13 protein-coding genes are annotated in these 16,701 nt (G+C 55.7%); 11 read left to right on the forward strand and 2 right to left on the reverse strand.

Annotation, left to right across the window (positions count from 1 at the left end):
• Window positions 1-448: 448 nt before the first annotated feature.
• The 6 genes from EXY20_RS07480 (at window position 449) to EXY20_RS07505 (ending at window position 8,891) form a co-directional block, all read left to right on the forward strand.
• Window positions 449-1,744, forward strand: coding sequence for a glycoside hydrolase family 28 protein (locus tag EXY20_RS07480; RefSeq protein WP_135549290.1), 1,296 nt, complete (start codon window positions 449-451; stop codon window positions 1,742-1,744).
• On the forward strand, window positions 1,732-2,910 hold the full coding sequence (locus tag EXY20_RS07485; protein ID WP_135549292.1) for a TolB-like translocation protein: 1,179 nt from the start codon (window positions 1,732-1,734) through the stop codon (window positions 2,908-2,910). Before EXY20_RS07480 ends, EXY20_RS07485 begins: the two co-directional genes overlap by 13 nt.
• Window positions 2,911-3,104: 194 nt before the next feature.
• Window positions 3,105-3,995, forward strand: a complete 891-nt coding sequence (locus tag EXY20_RS07490; protein WP_135549764.1) for an ABC transporter permease — start codon at window positions 3,105-3,107, stop codon at window positions 3,993-3,995.
• Entirely contained in the window at window positions 3,995-4,912 is a 918-nt protein-coding gene (locus EXY20_RS07495; protein ID WP_135549294.1) for a carbohydrate ABC transporter permease, read from the forward strand. Before EXY20_RS07490 ends, EXY20_RS07495 begins: the two co-directional genes overlap by 1 nt.
• 76 nt (window positions 4,913-4,988) lie before the next feature.
• Window positions 4,989-6,542: an extracellular solute-binding protein gene (locus EXY20_RS07500; RefSeq protein ID WP_135549296.1), complete on the forward strand. Its 1,554-nt coding sequence runs from the start codon at window positions 4,989-4,991 to the stop codon at window positions 6,540-6,542.
• A 132-nt stretch (window positions 6,543-6,674) separates the two neighbouring features.
• Entirely contained in the window at window positions 6,675-8,891 is a 2,217-nt protein-coding gene (locus EXY20_RS07505; protein WP_135549298.1) for a helix-turn-helix domain-containing protein, read from the forward strand.
• 59 nt (window positions 8,892-8,950) lie between these two features.
• On the opposite strand, the gene EXY20_RS07510 is transcribed toward EXY20_RS07505, so the two are convergent.
• Complete coding sequence (locus EXY20_RS07510) at window positions 8,951-9,712, reverse strand: DeoR/GlpR family DNA-binding transcription regulator (protein WP_135549300.1); 762 nt, start codon at window positions 9,710-9,712, stop codon at window positions 8,951-8,953.
• A 219-nt stretch (window positions 9,713-9,931) separates the two neighbouring features.
• Between EXY20_RS07510 and EXY20_RS07515 the strand changes: the two genes are divergently transcribed.
• The 5 genes from EXY20_RS07515 (at window position 9,932) to EXY20_RS07535 (ending at window position 15,676) form a co-directional block, all read left to right on the forward strand.
• Window positions 9,932-10,699, forward strand: coding sequence for a sugar isomerase domain-containing protein (locus EXY20_RS07515; RefSeq protein WP_135549302.1), 768 nt, complete (start codon window positions 9,932-9,934; stop codon window positions 10,697-10,699).
• A gap of 30 nt (window positions 10,700-10,729) precedes the next feature.
• Window positions 10,730-11,431 carry a sugar isomerase domain-containing protein gene (locus tag EXY20_RS07520; protein WP_135549304.1) on the forward strand — a complete coding sequence of 234 codons (702 nt, stop codon included), beginning with the start codon at window positions 10,730-10,732 and terminating at the stop codon, window positions 11,429-11,431.
• A gap of 30 nt (window positions 11,432-11,461) precedes the next feature.
• Entirely contained in the window at window positions 11,462-13,318 is a 1,857-nt protein-coding gene (locus tag EXY20_RS07525) for a DUF4838 domain-containing protein (RefSeq protein ID WP_135549306.1), read from the forward strand.
• Between the two features lie 52 nt (window positions 13,319-13,370).
• On the forward strand, window positions 13,371-14,396 hold the full coding sequence (locus EXY20_RS07530) for a BadF/BadG/BcrA/BcrD ATPase family protein (RefSeq protein WP_135549308.1): 1,026 nt from the start codon (window positions 13,371-13,373) through the stop codon (window positions 14,394-14,396).
• A 254-nt stretch (window positions 14,397-14,650) separates the two neighbouring features.
• Complete coding sequence (locus EXY20_RS07535) at window positions 14,651-15,676, forward strand: AraC family transcriptional regulator (protein ID WP_235885406.1); 1,026 nt, start codon at window positions 14,651-14,653, stop codon at window positions 15,674-15,676.
• Between the two features lie 98 nt (window positions 15,677-15,774).
• Here EXY20_RS07535 and EXY20_RS07540 read toward each other — a convergent pair whose 3' ends face one another.
• Window positions 15,775-16,617: an SDR family oxidoreductase gene (locus tag EXY20_RS07540; protein ID WP_135549310.1), complete on the reverse strand. Its 843-nt coding sequence runs from the start codon at window positions 16,615-16,617 to the stop codon at window positions 15,775-15,777.
• Window positions 16,618-16,701 lie beyond the last annotated feature (84 nt).

Raw genomic sequence — 16,701 nt, forward strand, 5'->3', positions numbered from 1 at the left:
ACTGGCTATCCGCGTCCATCTGCCCGGATTGAGACTGTTTGGTCGAAATAACCAGTGTTTTCGCTGGTTATTTTTAATGAGACGGCTGAAATGAAGCCAATAGGCCATTTTTTATGGCCTATTTCGCCCACAACCGGAGAAACACTCCTGTCACACACATAGTGCCGCCCCTGCCCACGCATCTGCTTCCTTATACACCCCTCCTTCTGTCCGCTATCCCCTTGACTCAGACCTAACCGAAATGTCTTCTCCGGAATAACACTTCAAACTCGATACATGCAAACTCCAACTTGAATTGACCTCCATTTCCAAGCACGATCAACGTTTGCCGCGATCGGCCGGCGGATCTTAATAAGGTTAAGCAATGATTATATACGGATAATCGGCCCATCCGCTATGATACATCCGTTGCGGAACCCTTCGCATCTGGAAAGGATCGTGGTCGGACATGTGGGATGTAAAAGCTTTTGGCGCTGTCGGCGACCGGAGCGTGCCGGATGGCCCGGCGTTTCAGGCGGCGATTGACGAATGTCACCGCACGGGCGGTGGGACGGTTATCGTTCCCGCCGGTGATTATTCGATCGGAAGCATCGAACTGAAAAGCGGGGTGATGCTGCATCTGGAAACAGGCGCCACGCTTTGGGCTTCGACTCGCCGCGCCGATTACAGGGAAGACTGGTCGGGCGAATATGGGAGCCGGATTATGTTTCGTGCGGCGAACGCCGAATCGTTCGGCATTACGGGCAAAGGAACGATTCGCGGGTTCGGCACGGAAACGTTCGGCTCCTGGTGGGGAGTACCGCAGCCGCCCGAACTGCGGGTCTGCACCTGCCACTTCGACAATTGCCGCTCCGTCACGTTGGAGGATATTCGCATTCGCGACAGTTCGTTCTGGACCGTCCATTTGAAGCATTGCGACACGGTGTACATCAACCGCATTACGATCCGGAATTACCGCTATCACCTGAATACGGACGGCATCGTGCCCGACGGCTGCCGCCATGTGTTTATTACGGATTGCCTCCTGTCGACAGGAGACGATTGCATCCCGATCAAAAACACAACGCCACAGGAGTGCGGCCCTATTTTCGTAACGAATTGTGTGCTCGAGACGCCGAATACGGCGATTAAGCTGGGAACGGAGTCGTACGGGAGGTTCAGCGACATTCATGTGAGCCAGTGTACCATTCGTAATTCCTCGATCGGGATCGGCATCCTCGTCAAAGACGGTGCCACCGTAGAGAGGGTGCGGATGAGCGGGATCACGATCGAATCGGCGGATGATCTGTACGAGGTCAAGCCGGTGCTGCCGCTGTTCATCGACATCGAGAAGCGGCATGCCGACTCCGCGCTGGGGCAAGTGCGAGACATCGTATTCCGCGATCTGTTTATCCGCACTCGCAGCGCGATTGTGGTGCAGGGAGCGCCGGACAGCTTGCTCGACAACATATCCTTTCAGCAGGTAACGATGCGTATTACAGGCTATATGCCGTTCGGCGATCGCAGCAAGCCGATTACGGGCAAACGAACGCTGAAAGACCAGCGGGATATGGAATTTATGCGCAAACCCGCCTATATGACGATTGCGTATGCAAACAATGTGCGGCTCGACCATGTTCATATTGACGAATGCGCGGAGGCGGCCGAACAGCGGCGCCATGCCGTCTGTTTCGCTAATTCGGCGAATGTCGTCTATAACCACACATCGATGGAAGCGGGAGGGAGCGAACAATGGATCGGATAAAAGACGAGCTGTTGAAAGCGGAACGGCTGACGGCAGAAGACGACCATTATTTTTTCGGCTATTACGATACGCCCGCCTGGAGCGGAAGCGACCGGCACCATCTGTGCCACCGGGTGGCGTTTTGCGACCGGCTGCCGCGTGCGAACGACCGGGCCGAGCTCGGTTACATCGATTTGCAGGACAACCGCTTCAACGCGTTCGCGGAAACGACAGCATGGAACTTCCAGCAAGGCAGCATGCTGCAATGGCATCCCGCATCCCCGGAGGATACGGTCATTTATAACTCGCGGAACGGCAGCGACTACGAAGGGGTTGTGCTGAATCTAACCACCGGCAAGTCGCATCGCTTGGAACGACCGGTAGCCAATGTCGACCCGACCGGCCGTTATGCCGTGAGCATCGATTTTCCCCGGATGTACGATTTCCGCCCAGGCTACGGTTATGCCGGCGAAGCGGACCGCAACGCACACATTCCCCACCCGCATGACGACGGCATCCATCTGATCGACCTGTCGTCGGGAGCCAGTCGGCTGACGATTTCGCTGCAGCGCTTGTGGGAGTTTACGCAGGGATATTTTCAAGGCGAGGACCGGAAGCTGTTAATCAACCACATCACCTTCAACACGGATGGGTCGCGGCTTGTTTTTCTGCTGCGTTGTTTTCCCCGGGAGGGTGGCATATGGAAAACGGCCGTCCTGACGGCAAATACCGACGGCTCCGAGCTTTTCCTGCTTGCCGACTACGGGTATGCATCGCATTATCATTGGCGGGATCGCGAGCGGCTGGCGATTCATGCCGGCGAAGCGGAAACGCATCCGGAGGGAGCGCAGCTTTATGAGTGGAAGGACCAAACGCGCGAGGTCGAAACGATCGACAAGTCGTTTTTTCGCGAGGACGGTCATTGCAGTTATTCGCCGGACCGGCGGTACATGTTATACGACAGTTATCCCGACAACGCTTCCTACCGACATTTGTACCTCTACAATCAGTCAACCGGGCGGGGCCTGAAGCTCGCCTCGTATTATTCGCTGCCGGAGCTTGCGGGCGATATTCGCTGCGATCTGCATCCGCGCTGGAACCGGGAAGGCACGGCGATCTCCTTCGATTCGACGCATGAAGGCCGGCGGCAGGTGTACCGTCTGGATTTGCACGGCCTTCGCCTGTAATGGCGGGACGGAGAAGGCGGCTCTACACACAATCCTAACCAATGACAATCACGCTAACGAATGATAATCGAGTCCGCGGCGGTGCGGTTTGCAAGCTGGTTCAACAAAGAGAATAGACGGATAATCGCGGTTCCGATTATGGTGAGCTTACAAACGTGCAATCAATCGACCAGGTGGTGTTGCAGGCAGTGCGTATGGAGTTGGGCAAGCATCGATGGCTGTATGTGATGATGGTTCCCGGTATTTTGTATTTTCTTGTGTTTCGTTATTTGCCCATGCTCGGGAACGTGATCGCCCTTCAGGATTATCAGCCGTTCCTCGGGTTTTCGGGCAGCCATTGGGTCGGGTGGAAGCATTTTCACCGGCTGTTTACGGAAGATACGTTTCTTGTCCTGCTGCGCAATACGTTGATGTTGTTTGTGTACGGCTTCGTATTTGCCTTTCCGATTCCGATCATTCTGGCGCTTATGCTCAATGAAGTCCGGAAGCAGCTGGTGAAGCGGTTCATCCAGACGGTGATATATTTGCCGCATTTTCTTTCCTGGGTCGTGGTGGTTTCGCTTTCCTATCTCATGCTGACGACCGAAGGCGGGATCATCAACAATGTGCTCGTCTCGCTCGGCGGCAGCAAAATCAACTTTATGCTCGACGCCTCGTGGTTCCGCCCGCTGTATACGATCCAGTCCATCTGGCATGACGCGGGCTGGGGAACGATTATTTACCTTGCCGCAATCGCCGGCGTAGACCCGAGCCTGTACGAGGCGGCGGAAATCGACGGGGCCGGCAGGCTGCGCCAAATCTGGCACATTACGTTGCCCGGCATCCGCAGCGTCGTTGTCATTCTGCTTATCCTTAAAGTGGGGGACATCATGGAGCTGAGCTTCGACCACGTGTTCCTGATGGCGAATGCGATGAATCGAAGCGTGGCGGACGTATTCGATACGTACGTCTATAACATGGGGGTCCGGGGCGGCCAATTCAGCTACAGCGCAACCGTCGGCTTGTTCAAATCGGTAGCGGGTCTGGTCATGGTCTATCTCGCCAATCGGCTGGCCAAAAAGTTCGGAGAAGAGGGCATCTGGTGATGGAACAGACGAAACCAACAACAGCAAAGAAGCGAGAGCTGTCGCCCATCGCCGCCCGCAAGCGACCGGGAAGCGTGCTGTTCGACGGGATCAATTACACGCTGCTGCTGCTTTATGCGCTGATTTGTTTCATCCCGATACTGCACGTGTTTGCGACATCGATCGCGGCTTCGTCGCAGCTGGCGGATCACCCGTTTCTGCTCATCCCGACGCGGTTCAGTATGGAGGGATTTCAGTTTATTTTTTCCTCGAACACGGTGCCGCGCAGTCTGCTGACAACGATTCTGATTACGGTGGTCGGTACCGGGCTAAATGTCATCGTCACGTCGCTGATCGCTTATCCGCTGTCGCGGAAATATTTGAAAGGCCGCAATCCCGTGATGCTGATGATCGTGTTCACAATGCTGTTCTCCGGCGGCCTGATTCCGAATTTCCTGCTGGTGAAAGCGCTGGGGCTGCTGAATTCCTACTGGTCGTTATGGCTTACCGGGCTGGTCAGCCCGTTCATTCTGATCATCCTGAAAAATTTCTTTCAGGCCCTGCCGGAGGAAGTGGAGGAATCGGCGAAAATCGATGGCGCGAACGAGCCGGTCATTTTGTTCCGCATCATCCTGCCGTTGTCGCTGCCGGCCATTGCCACTATCGCGCTGTTCTACGCGGTAGGACATTGGAACACGTTCATGTCGGCGATCCTGTATATGAACAATCAGGCCAAGTGGCCGATCCAGGTGCTGCTGCGGCAGATCGTTACGGTCAGCACCGCCGGCATCGGCGACGACGAGTTCGCGTACATTCCGCCTTCGAATATCATCCGTTCGGCCGTTATCGTGGTGGCGACGCTGCCGATCCTGCTGGTCTATCCTTTTTTGCAGCGGTATTTTACCAAAGGCATTATGCTCGGCTCGGTGAAAGGATGAAGATGCGATTTCCTCCGGGAGTGCAGCACGTCATCATTTCCGATATACTATGGGATGAAAGAGGGTATCGGCAAACATGCAAACGGTTACGGGACAGAAGAGGAAGGTTTTGCTCGTCCTTACGGTCAGCACCGCACTGCTGGCGGCTTGCAGCGAAGGAACCAAAAGCGGAAGCGGGGGGACGTCGACGGCGCCTTCGGCTCCGGCCGCGTCCGCGGCGTCGACAGCGCCAAGCGCCAAACCGGCCGAACCGGTAAACATCTCGATGATGGCGATGTATACTTCGCCCAATGCGCCGGCAGCCGACAGCGACGTCATGAAGAAGCTGATGGAAACAACGAACGCGAAGCTGGACATCAACTGGGTGCCGAACGCGGCATACAACGACAAGCTGACCGCTTCCCTCGCGGCAGGTGATTTGCCGACGGTCATTGTGGCCGATCTCAATCAACCGGCAGTCGCCAACGCGATCGATGCGGGCGTTTTCTGGGAATTAACGCCTTATCTCAAAGACTACCCGAACTTGAAACGTCTCGATCCCGGCGTGCTGAACAACGCTTCGTATAAAGGAAAAACGTACGGGATCTACCGCGCCCGGGATAAAGCGAGAAGCACGATTTTTATCCGCAAGGACTGGCTTGACAATATGGGGCTGAAAGCGCCGTCGACTCCGCAGGAGCTGCTGAGCACGGCGATCGCCTTCGGCACCGGCGACCCGGACAAAAACGGCAAAGTCGATACGACCGGCTGGGTGATGGATAACGGCGGTTCGGATCTGAAAGCTTATTTGACCTGGCTCGGCGGACCGAACGAATGGGCGGAGGACGGCGGCAAGCTCGTCCCGGCCGTGCTGACGCCGCAATATACGGAAACGCTTAAAGCCTTTAAGAAACTGTATGACGAGCATGGCGTCAACCAGGACTTCCTGCTGGTCGATTCGAACAAGAAGAATGAAATTTTCTACGGCGGCAAAGCGGGCATTTATTATCAGGTGTCTGACGCCACCCGGGAGAAGTCCGTGCAGAAGAACGATCCGAAGGCGCAAGTGATCATGATCAACGAGTTTACCGGCCCGGCCGGCATCAAGACGCGAGGCGAAGCCGGGTTCAACTTGATGCTGATGATTCCGAAGAAGAACGTGAAGACCGAGGAACAGCTGCGCCAGGTATTGAGCTTCATCGACAAACTGGGCAGCAAGGAAGCCCAGCTCCTGCTCAACTTCGGCATCGAAGGGGTCCACTATACGTTGGACGGCGGCCAGATCGTGTGGAAGGATCAGGACGGCTTTACCAAGTCGACGGGCGCAGGTCCGGGTATCTACAACCTGAATATATTGACCGACTTGCTGCCGCCGCTCAAATCGGACGACCCGCAGTACGCCAGAATGATTGAAGTCCGCAAGGACAACGAGAAGTTTGCCGTGTTCAATCCGGCGGCGCCTTATAAATCGGCGACGTACACCACGCTTGGCAAGACGCTGGATCAGATCGTTAACGATGCCCAAAGCAAATATATACTTGGCGAGCTGGACGAAGCAGGTTGGAAAAAAGCGGTCGAGCAGTGGAAGAGCACCGGGGGCGCCAAGTATATCGAGGAAATCAACGCCGCCTATCAGTCGGCCAAGAAATAGCGAGCGAACGGATCAACGAGCAAGCGATGTCGGGGCTTTCTCTTCGGCGGAACCATCTGCCGGGAGACAGCCCCCATCGTCTTCAAAGCGGTGTGGCTTGTTGTCTTCATCCGGGCCGGCGGGGGAAAACGCATGAAGATTTGGGTGTCTCGATACTTCACCAAGCTCTTGGCGATCAGTATGCTGCTCGGCGCCATTCCGGTTATTACGCTGGGGATTCTTTCCTATGTCATTTCCGCCAATTCGATTAAAGAAAAAGTGATCCGCGGCAACGATTTGATTCTGGCCCAGATTCATCTGCGAACGGAGAAGGAATTGAGTCTTGTCGACAAGATGATGAACCAATTGATGTATTCCACTGTGGTTGCCCAGACGCTGAACAAGGCGGTCACCCAATACGACTTCCAGGCGGTGTGGCAAATTCAGGAGGAAATCTCCTTCATGCAATCCTACGAGCTTGGCATCACGGATGTCGTGCTTGTCAATCTGCAGAAAAACTGGCTCATCAGCAGCGGCCGCCGTTTCAACAGCTTCACCTATTATACGGATCCGGCGCTGTTCTCCCGCTATACGAAAGAAGGCCAACAGTTCAACCGCTACTATCTTTCCGATAATTCGATTACGGTGGTCGAACGGCTGCCGCTGCATGCCGCCAATCCGATTGCGTTGTTGCTTGTCGACATTTCGCTGGGCGATCTTAATGCGATCCTGGCCAAAAACAAAGAATTCGGCGAAATGTTCATTATGGACGAGGAGCGAAGATTCGTAGCGGTAACGAGCTCGGACGAGCAGCTGCATGCCGCGATCGAATCCGTTGTGGCGCAAACGGCCCAGCTGGAAAACGACAAGGCGGTTTCCGTCAAGCTGGACGGCAAGCCGTCGGTAATCATTCCTTACCGATCGAGCTATAACAACTGGTTGTATTTATCGGTCATTTCGCTGGACGACATTTCGCAAGACTCGAGAGAAATCGGCCGGTACACGATTTATATTTGCACGGGCATCTTGATCCTCACGTTCCTCGTTTCGCTTTACAGCTCGCGGGTGATTTATTCGCCGATTCAACGCTGGTACGTGGTGCTGCGCGATTTTGTATCCGGTTCGGACAGCGGCAGCGAAATCGATGTCATCAGCGGCAAACTGAAGTCGCTGCTGCACTCGCGGCAGCGGATGAGCGATCAGCTGAAGCAGTTTTTCGTCACCAAGCTGCTGCTGGGAGAATGGCGGCGCGACGAAATCGAAGAGATGATGAGAAGCTACAACTATCCGACGGATCTGAAGCAGTACGTGGTGCTTGTATCGGAGATCGATACGCTCGAAGGCTCCGGCTACAACGAGCATGACCGCTACCTGCTGATGTTTGCGATCAGCAATATCGCCGGCGAAATCGTCCCGCCCCGGGAGCGCTTCGAGACGGTTGTTATCAATCAATCGCAGGTGCTGATTATGGGCAGCGCGGAAGACGATTCCCAGGCGATCCGCCTTCTCGCTTTTGACCGGGCGATGGAAATCCAGAAGAAAGCAAGGCAGTTTCTGCGGTTGCCGGTGAGTATCGGAATGAGCCGGGTGCATACGGACTTGAAGGAAATGCCCGCGGCTTACCTGGAAGGGCTGGAAGCTTTAAAATACCGGGTTCGTTACGAGCAGGAATCGCTGCTGTTCTTCGACGAAGTGCAGCCTGACCGCGAGCTGCCCTTGATCTTTCCGATGCAGCTGGAAAATGAGCTGATCGACGCCATCAAGCTGGGCAACGAGGACGAGATCCGGCGGAAGCTGAGCGGGTTCTTGCAGGAAATTTACAAGAACGCGGCCGATCATCGCGATTACCATATTTTCGTGGCGCGGCTGTTGACCGACCTGCTTCGGCTCAGCCAGGAAATCGGCGGCGTTGTGCCGTACGACGGAACGGTTTCGTTATTTGAACGATTGTTCGAAATCAAGACGATTCCGGAAATCGAAAGCTGGTTTATGCAGGTGCTGATCGTGCCGCTGGTCCGCTTGATTGGCGAGCAAAAAGACAAGGCGCATCACCGCATCTCCAAAGAAATTTGCGCCATGATCGAAAGCGAGGCGGAAACCAATCTTACGTTGGAAACGTGCGCCGAGCGACTCAATTATCATCCCGTTTATGTCAGCCGCGTGTTTCGCCAGGAGATGGGGATTAATTTCGGCGAGTATTTGGCCAAGGTCCGGCTTGGCATCGCGAAGCGCTGGCTGCGGGAAACGGATATGACGATCGGCGACATTGCGCAGAAGCTGCATTACAGCAATGCCGGCAACTTCATTCGCGCCTTCAAACATACGGAGAACGTGACGCCCGGCAAATATCGGGAGCAGACGAAGCAGTAAGGAGCGGAAGCGGGATGAGCATCGTTTTGGCGGGGATCGGCGGATTGGCAAAGGAGCGATCATTCCGCGGCGACGATCAGCCTGATGTTTTTGTCCCGGATGAGGCGCAAGAACGGTTCTTCCGGCAGCTTGTCGGTTACGATCGTCGAGACGGCGTCCAGCTCGGCGATGCCGAACAGCTTGCGGCTGCCGGTAAACTTGCTGTGATCGGCCAGCACGATCGTTTCCGACGCCGACTCCATCATCCGCCTGCGCAGCGTCGCATCCAGCACGTTGTTGTCGCGCAGCCCTTCGGGTACGATCGATTTGGGGGCGATGAACGCTTTGCCGGCTTGCAGGCTCATCACGGTCTGCTCCGCCATCGGGCCGACGAACGATTGCGAATATGGGTTCAGCGTTCCGGGAATGCCGATCAGGGTGCCGGCTGCATACTGTTTGAATTGTTCGAACACCGGGATGGAGTTGCTGATGACGGTCAAATCAGCTTTGTCGCGGAGCTGCAGCGCCAAATGCCACGTGGTCGAGCTGGCGTCGAGGAACAAGCTGTCTCCTTCTTCGATCAGCTCCATAGCGGCTTTGGCGATCGCGGTCTTCTTGTCGCTGAGCAAATCTTTTAAATCCTGGAAGGGCACACTCGCCGATTCGTTCAACAGCGCTCCGCCAAAAGTGCGCTTGATTCTGCCCTCCTGCTCAAGCAGGCGCAAATCGGAACGAATGGTGACCTCAGATACTTTAAAGAGGCTGCTGAGCTCGGACACTTCCGCCGCCCCGCGTTCTGCTATCAACTCCACGATCCGTTTCTGCCGTTGTGCTGCATGCATCGTATGCTGCTTCCTCCTTTTGCGTCTGAATGGTTGCCTTTCATAGTTCCGGACCGTCCGTCTGCTGCACGATCACTATACTGTTTTTTCTTTCGAATTTCAACCGTCATCGCTTTTATCTGCAAAATATCTTGACTATATTTTCGAATATTCGTTATATTGAAAGATATCGAAAGTAATTTTAGTTACGACTATTTTCGAAAGTGGGTGAGTTGGTCTTTGCAAAACCAAAGCTCCGCCAAGTCCGCCGATCAGATTGCGCGTTATTTTGAGGCTATCAGCCGGCTCATGAGCGAAGTGCTGCATAAGCAGAGAGGTGCGATGCACGAAGTTGCCGAACTGTTCGCCGCTGCCGTGGAACGCGGGAATACGATTTACATTACGGGCTGCAGCCACTCCAGCATATTCGCCCAGGAGGTATTCTACCGTGCGGGCGGTTTCATGCTGATGAATCCGCTGTTTCTGCCGGGAATGATGCTGGGGACGCCGCCGGTTACGCTGACGACCCGCTTCGAGCGGATCTCCGGCATTGCCGAAGCCGTCTTGTCCGAATCGCCGATTCGCGCAGACGATGTGCTGATCGTCGCCTCGGTGTCCGGGCGCAACGACGTGCCGGTCGAACTGGCCCTGCATGCGCGGGAGAAAGGCGTAAAGGTCGTGGCGCTGACGTCGACGATTTATTCGTCGCAAGTTCGCAGCCGCCACGCAAGCGGGCAAAGGCTGTTCGAATTGGCGGACCACGTGCTGGACATGATGTCTCCCCCGGGCGATGCGATGCTCGACATGGAAGGGCTCAAGGAGCGGACCGCCCCGTCATCGACGGTCATTGGCGTCGCCATGCTGCACGCCGTCATCTCGCAAGCCATACAGCTGTTGCTGGACCGGGGAGTGACCCCTCCCGTCTTTATGTCCGCCAATGTGGACGGAGCCGACGCTTTTAATCGCGACATGCTGGCGAAGTATAAAAACCATATCCATTACATGTAATCAACCCCTAAACGAAAGGTTGGATCAACCATGATCTCCCACAGACTGTTGTCCGTATACCGTGAATTGCTCGATACGATCGAACATAAGGAGCTTGGTACGATTGACCGTCTGGCGAAAATAACGGCGGATTCCATCGCAAAAGGCGGTTCGGTTTATATTCACGACCGTGGCCATTTGCTGAGCCATGAGCTGTTTCTGCGCTCCGGCGGCCTTGCCTTGATCCGCCAGCTGTTTATGACGGTCGAAGCGGGGAGCGAGCCGGGCGGCGATCTCCTGCTGGCGGAGCGCACCATCGAAGAATCCGGACTAAAGGCCGGCGATATTCTCCTTCTCGGCTCCGTATCCGGCCGGGCGGCATCGGTGGTGGAAATGGCCATTCAGGCAAAAAAACGCGGCATCGTCACGATCGCAATGACGGCGATGGACTATACGTCGCAAACGCCTTCGCAGCATCCAAGCGGCCAACGACTGTATGAAGCTTGCGAGCATGTCCTCGACATTCATACAATGAAGGGAGACGCTGCCCTTGAGGTGGAAGGCCTCGGCGAAAAAATCATGCCTACTTCCGGCTTCACCTCGGCTGTCGTCGGCTGGTGCTTCATCGCCCAAGTGATCGAGCACCTGCTTGCGCTTGGCATCGAACCGACCGTTTATCGCAGCGTCAGCATGCCGAACGGGGAAGAATTAGTGGAGAAAGCCAAAGCCCGCTTCCAGGAGTTGGGCTACTAATCCGATCTGCAGGGGAAGGGGGATTGCACAATGGAACAGGAGCGGGTGCTGCATTGCCTGGCCGATCACGGCCGTTCCGATTGGCGAATCGTGGTGAGCCGCGGCGCCTCGCCGTCGGAAGTTTATGCGGCGGAGGAATTGCAGAAGTTTTTGGGCGAAATGAGCGGTGCCACGCTGCCGATCTGCGACGACGGAGAAGCGGAGGCGGCGCGCGAAATTCGGATCGGCTTCGGGACGCGGCTGCCGGATGGAGCCGAATGGCTCGCCGAAGCGAAAACGCTCGGGGACGAAGGGTTTCTCATCCGCACGAGCGAAACCGGGCTGCTCATTGCCGGCGGCCGACAGCGCGGCACGATGTACGGGGTATACACGTTCCTCGAGACGTATCTCGGCTGCCGCTGGTTCAGTTCGACGGTCAGCCGCATTCCCCGGCGCAGCCGCATCGAAATCGGAGCGATCGACGATCGGCAAGTGCCGGCGCTGGAATACCGCGAAGCGTATTCCTTCGATGCGCTGAAGCCGGAATGGGCGGCGCGCAACAAGTGCAACGGCCATTTTCCCCCGCTGGACGAGAAGCGCGGCGGCCACAACGGTTATGTCGGCCCGTTCGTACACTCGTTCTACCAGCTCGTCCCGCCGGAGGAATATTTCGACGAGCATCCGGAGTATTATGCGGAGGTGGACGGCGTCCGTCTGCGCGAGCATGCGCAGCTGTGCCTGTCCCACCCGGATGTGCTCGATATTTCGCTTCGCCGCATCCGCGAATGGGTCGCGGCGAATCCGGACGCCCGCATCGTGTCGGTCTCGCAGAACGATAGCCGCAATCCTTGCCAATGCGCCGCCTGCAGCACGGTCGACGCGGAGGAGGGCAATTACAGCGGCAGCCTGATCCGGTTCGTAAACCGGGTCGCCGAAGCGCTGGAAACAGACTACCCGCATCTTGCGGTAGACACGCTCGCGTATCAGTATACCCGCAAGGCGCCCAAGCTCGTCCGCCCGCGGCCGAACGTGATCGTGCGGCTGTGCAGCATCGAGTGCTGCTTCTCCCACCCGCTTGAACAGTGCGGCGAAAAAATGCTGCTGAAGCAAGATCCCGGCACCGGAGCGACGTTCGTGGAGGATTTGGCGGAATGGGGTCGCATCTGCAACCGGCTGTACGTGTGGGATTACGTCACTAATTTTTCGAACTATTTGATGCCGTTTCCGAATCTGCACGTGCTGCAGCCGAATATGCGGATGTTCGTTCGCAACAATGTAAAAGGCTTGTTCGAGCAAGGCGACAACGCTCCAGGAGGCGGCGGCGAGTTTGCCGAGCTGCGCCATTACGTCATCGCCAAGCTGCTGTGGAATCCCGAGGCGGATGTCAACTTGCTGATCGACGAGTTCCTCGCCGGTTATTACGGAAGAGGCGGGTTCCATCTGCGCCGGTTTATCGACGCGCTTGCCGGCAAAGTCATGGAACGGGACGAGAGCGGGAATCTTTGCCATCATGCCAGCATCTATGACCGCGTGGACAACGATTATTTGACGCCGGACATCATCGAGTTGGCCGACCGCTGCTACGACCAGGCTGAAGCGCTTGCCGACGATGAAGCGACGCTGCAGCGCCTGCGCGCTTCGCGGCTTTCGATCCGCTACGCGAAGCTTGCGGTCATGCCGCTCGATACGCCGGGCCGCGCCGAACGGATCGACCGGTTCCGCGACGATGTGATCGCATGCGGCATCACGGAAATCAGCGAAGGGCGGCAGCTTTCCAAACCGATCGAGGAGCTGCGCCAAGGGATTCATTTCAGCCATTTTGCAAGATATGAAGGCGGATCAAGCCCGTTAGAGGCGGAAAATGAATATTTGCAGCGGCAGCGGCAGAAGGCAGCGGAACAACAATAGCGGGGCAGAGCGATAATGGCAAGCAGGAGCACAGAGGAAGGAGGGATGATCGATGGGGCTTCGACTTGGCATCGACAGCGGCGGTACCAAAACGTGGGCGGTTCTGTTCGATGACGAGTATCGTTTGCTCGGCACAGGCGCCGGCGGCGGGGCGAACGAAAATTTCGAATCGGCCGGCACGATTGCCGTTTCGATCCGTCAATGTCTGGACAGCTGCTTGCAAGGTTATTCCGGCGCTACATTGGATACCGTGTACATTACGGCGCTCGTTTCGACCGATGTGCTTACGGGCATCATCAAGGAAACTTGCACGGTTCGTCGAGTAGAACGGCTGAGCGAAGGGGAGGCCTGCCTTCTCGCCGGCGCGCAGAAACAGCGCGGCTTCGTGGCACTGGCTGGAACCGGGGCGACCTTGTTCGCCCTGGACCGCGGGCTGAGGCGCGCAGCAGGCGGCTGGGGCAGCTGGATCGGCGATGAAGGCAGCGGCTATTATGTCGGGCAAAGGGGCATTGCCGCGGCGATCCGACAGGTGGAGGGACGTGGTCCGGCAACCGCCGTTACCGGGCTGATTCAGGAGCATTTTGGACTGGCGGCGCTGTGGGACATCGTTCCGATCCTGTATGCAAACTCTTCTCCCCGCAGCATCATTTCGTCGGTAGCCAAATTGGTGGCGCAAGCCGCCAAGGAAGGCGACGCGGCAGCCGCAGGCATCCTGCGCGACGCCGGAACGGAAATGGCCGCGCAAATGCTTGCGTTGATGAACCGGGAGCCGGAAATGAAAGGCGAAACGATTTCGCTCGCAGGAAGCGTATGGAAAAGCGGGCGTATGATGTTCGACAGCTTCTGCGCCGCGATCCGCGAGCGGGAGCCGGACGCGGACATTCGGCTGCCGCTGTTCGAGCCGGTGATTGGCGGCGTCATCGCAGCGGCGCTGGAGGCGCAAGCCGCGGCAGGCGGAGGGGCGGCGGAGACCGGAGCTGCGAACGAAGACGCTGCGCTGAACGACGATACGTTGCGTACGATCGCCGAACAGTTCGATCGGTACCGGTATCGTGTCGATTGGAACGGAACGTTATAGGCAGTATTGTAAATCATGATTAAGTCAGGGCCTTCCTTTGCTGGATGGCCTTTTTTTTTTTGCGGATAACGAAAATAGCCAATGAAAAATGGCTTATTCGCTCGATTTGTCCTGCTTCGTCGGAAATAACCAGTGAAAACATGGCTTATTTGCTCCGCCTGACCCCCAAATCAGACCATTTAGCCGAAATAGCCAGTGATTTCACTGGGTATTTTGGAGAGGATGGCCGCTTTTAGCCAAATAGGCAATAAAACATGGCCTATTACGCTCGCACAATAGAGTTGTTGTACAATAACGATGATGGTTTGTTTACTCATCACGACGGAATTGAGGTAACCCAAGTGAATAATGATTACAGAGACCGTATGCAGACGGTTCTTGATTTTATCGAAAAAAACATCGATCAACAATTAAATCTCGGGATGTTGGCAGGCATTTCTCATTTTTCCAAGTTTCATTTTTCCAGAGTTTTCTTGGCGATTTTAAATAAAAGTCCGATGACCTATTTAACGGAAAGGCGTTTGTATCACTCGGTGAATTACCTTAAAACTACCAATAAAACGATACTTGAAATCTCAACGCTCTGCGGGTTCAGTTCGATCTCCAATTTCAATGCTTCTTTCAAAAGGCTATATCAAACGACTCCAAGCAAGATGAGGAAGGAAATGCAAGAACATAGCAATAACCAGCTATTGTCCGGCAATAATCCTGAAGATATCCCACCTTCTATAAAATATGATGTTGGTATCAATACCAACAAAAATAATTTTCTAAGGAGAGTGTGGGAAATGAACATTGAGCTAAAAGAACTTCCCGATTACGAGGTCGCATTCGTAAGACATACGGGGAGTTATTTGGAAACGCATCAAGCCTGGGCAACACTTGGCATATGGGCTGAGAAAAACAATTTATTTCCACCGACGCAATATTTCATAGGAATCTCGTTGGACGACCCAAATGTAACCGACGAAAACATTTGCAGATATGATGCTTGCGTAACGCTTCCTGCGAATTTTTCCCCAAAAGCCGATACTGGCATAGCATTCAAAACGTTGCCGGGTGGTCTGTATGCCTTATACAAGTTTTATGATACGATCGATAAGTTCGCCATTGCTTATCAAAGCATTTACGGTCAATGGTTGCCCAACAGTGATTATGAACCGGATGATCGACATGCCCTCGAGTTTTGCATGAACAACCCCGCCACTGATCTTGCAGGCAAGGCAAAAGTAGACCTGTACATTCCCATTAAAAAGTTGTCCGAAGTTCACACGACTTAAGTTGCGGCGGCTCCTGAAAAGGCACGGATTGTTTTAGCGGAGGTTTGGCGCACGGACGCCCATGAAGCACCGTGCGCCACCGCCTATCATTAACACCATTAATCTTTAAAATAATGGCCTTGCTCCAGGTCCGCGATCAGACCGGGCTGCGCAGGGCGCCAGTCCAGCAATTCCTGCGTATGTGTCCCCGACCCTGGCATCAGGCTCGGAATATCGAGCCCCGCAATGGGGACGTCCAAACCGAAGTGGGCGTCCGCTTCTTCGCGCGAAAGACCGACCAGCGGCACGTCCAGATGCCGGGCGATGACGCCGGCGATGTCTCGGAACGGCACCCCTTCTTCGGCGCGGCCAAACAACCAGGATCCGGCCGGCGCTTTCTCCAGCGCGAGGCGGTAGAGGCGCGCGGCGTCAAGCCGATGCACGGCCGGCCATCGATTGGACCCGTCACCCACATAGGCGGAAACGCCTTTGGCGCGGGCGAGGCGGATCAATCGCGGCACGAACGCCTTGTCTCCTTCGCCGTGAACGGACGGAGATAACGATACAACCGCTGACCGCACTCCGCGCTCGGCCAGTGCGATGGCCGCGTTGTTCGACGCCTCGCCGTTAAAGTGCGCGGTAATGGCAAACGGTTTGCCCGTCCCTTCCAAAGCAGCCCCAATCGTTTCGACGACACGCAGGTCGGTTTGCAGCGCTTCGGCAAATTGCGAAAAATCGGGTGTAAACGCCAAATGAATGACCCCGTCCGCAGTTGCGGCGCCATGGCCGAGGGTGTCAAGGTCGTCCAGCACTCCGCGCAGCGCCTCGGCCCCGGCCTCCTTCAGCAGCGCCGCGCCATGGTCCGTACGGGCCAGACCAACGACTTGATGTCCGGCGCCGATCAACTCGCGAACGACGGCGGAACCGACATAACCTGTCGCTCCTGTCACGAAAACTCGCATTGGCAATCTCTCCTCGTAAAATGGTTGATGACTTGATAATGGGAGTATAAACTATAAAGTAAACTCTAAGGATAGTCCCGAAGG

The sequence above is a fragment of the Paenibacillus cymbidii genome (assembly GCF_004764705.1).
GTDB lineage: Bacteria > Bacillota > Bacilli > Paenibacillales > NBRC-103111 > Paenibacillus_AN > Paenibacillus_AN cymbidii.

Coding starts and splice junctions, on each gene's coding strand:
- EXY20_RS07480 (WP_135549290.1), top strand. CDS start 449: ATGTGGGATGTAAAAGCTTTTGGCGCTGTCGGCGACCGGAGCGTGCCG.
- EXY20_RS07485 (WP_135549292.1), top strand. CDS start 1,732: ATGGATCGGATAAAAGACGAGCTGTTGAAAGCGGAACGGCTGACGGCA.
- EXY20_RS07490 (WP_135549764.1), top strand. CDS start 3,105: ATGGAGTTGGGCAAGCATCGATGGCTGTATGTGATGATGGTTCCCGGT.
- EXY20_RS07495 (WP_135549294.1), top strand. CDS start 3,995: ATGGAACAGACGAAACCAACAACAGCAAAGAAGCGAGAGCTGTCGCCC.
- EXY20_RS07500 (WP_135549296.1), top strand. CDS start 4,989: ATGCAAACGGTTACGGGACAGAAGAGGAAGGTTTTGCTCGTCCTTACG.
- EXY20_RS07505 (WP_135549298.1), top strand. CDS start 6,675: ATGAAGATTTGGGTGTCTCGATACTTCACCAAGCTCTTGGCGATCAGT.
- EXY20_RS07510 (WP_135549300.1), bottom strand. CDS start 9,712: ATGCATGCAGCACAACGGCAGAAACGGATCGTGGAGTTGATAGCAGAA.
- EXY20_RS07520 (WP_135549304.1), top strand. CDS start 10,730: ATGATCTCCCACAGACTGTTGTCCGTATACCGTGAATTGCTCGATACG.
- EXY20_RS07525 (WP_135549306.1), top strand. CDS start 11,462: ATGGAACAGGAGCGGGTGCTGCATTGCCTGGCCGATCACGGCCGTTCC.
- EXY20_RS07530 (WP_135549308.1), top strand. CDS start 13,371: ATGGGGCTTCGACTTGGCATCGACAGCGGCGGTACCAAAACGTGGGCG.
- EXY20_RS07535 (WP_235885406.1), top strand. CDS start 14,651: ATGGCCTATTACGCTCGCACAATAGAGTTGTTGTACAATAACGATGAT.
- EXY20_RS07540 (WP_135549310.1), bottom strand. CDS start 16,617: ATGCGAGTTTTCGTGACAGGAGCGACAGGTTATGTCGGTTCCGCCGTC.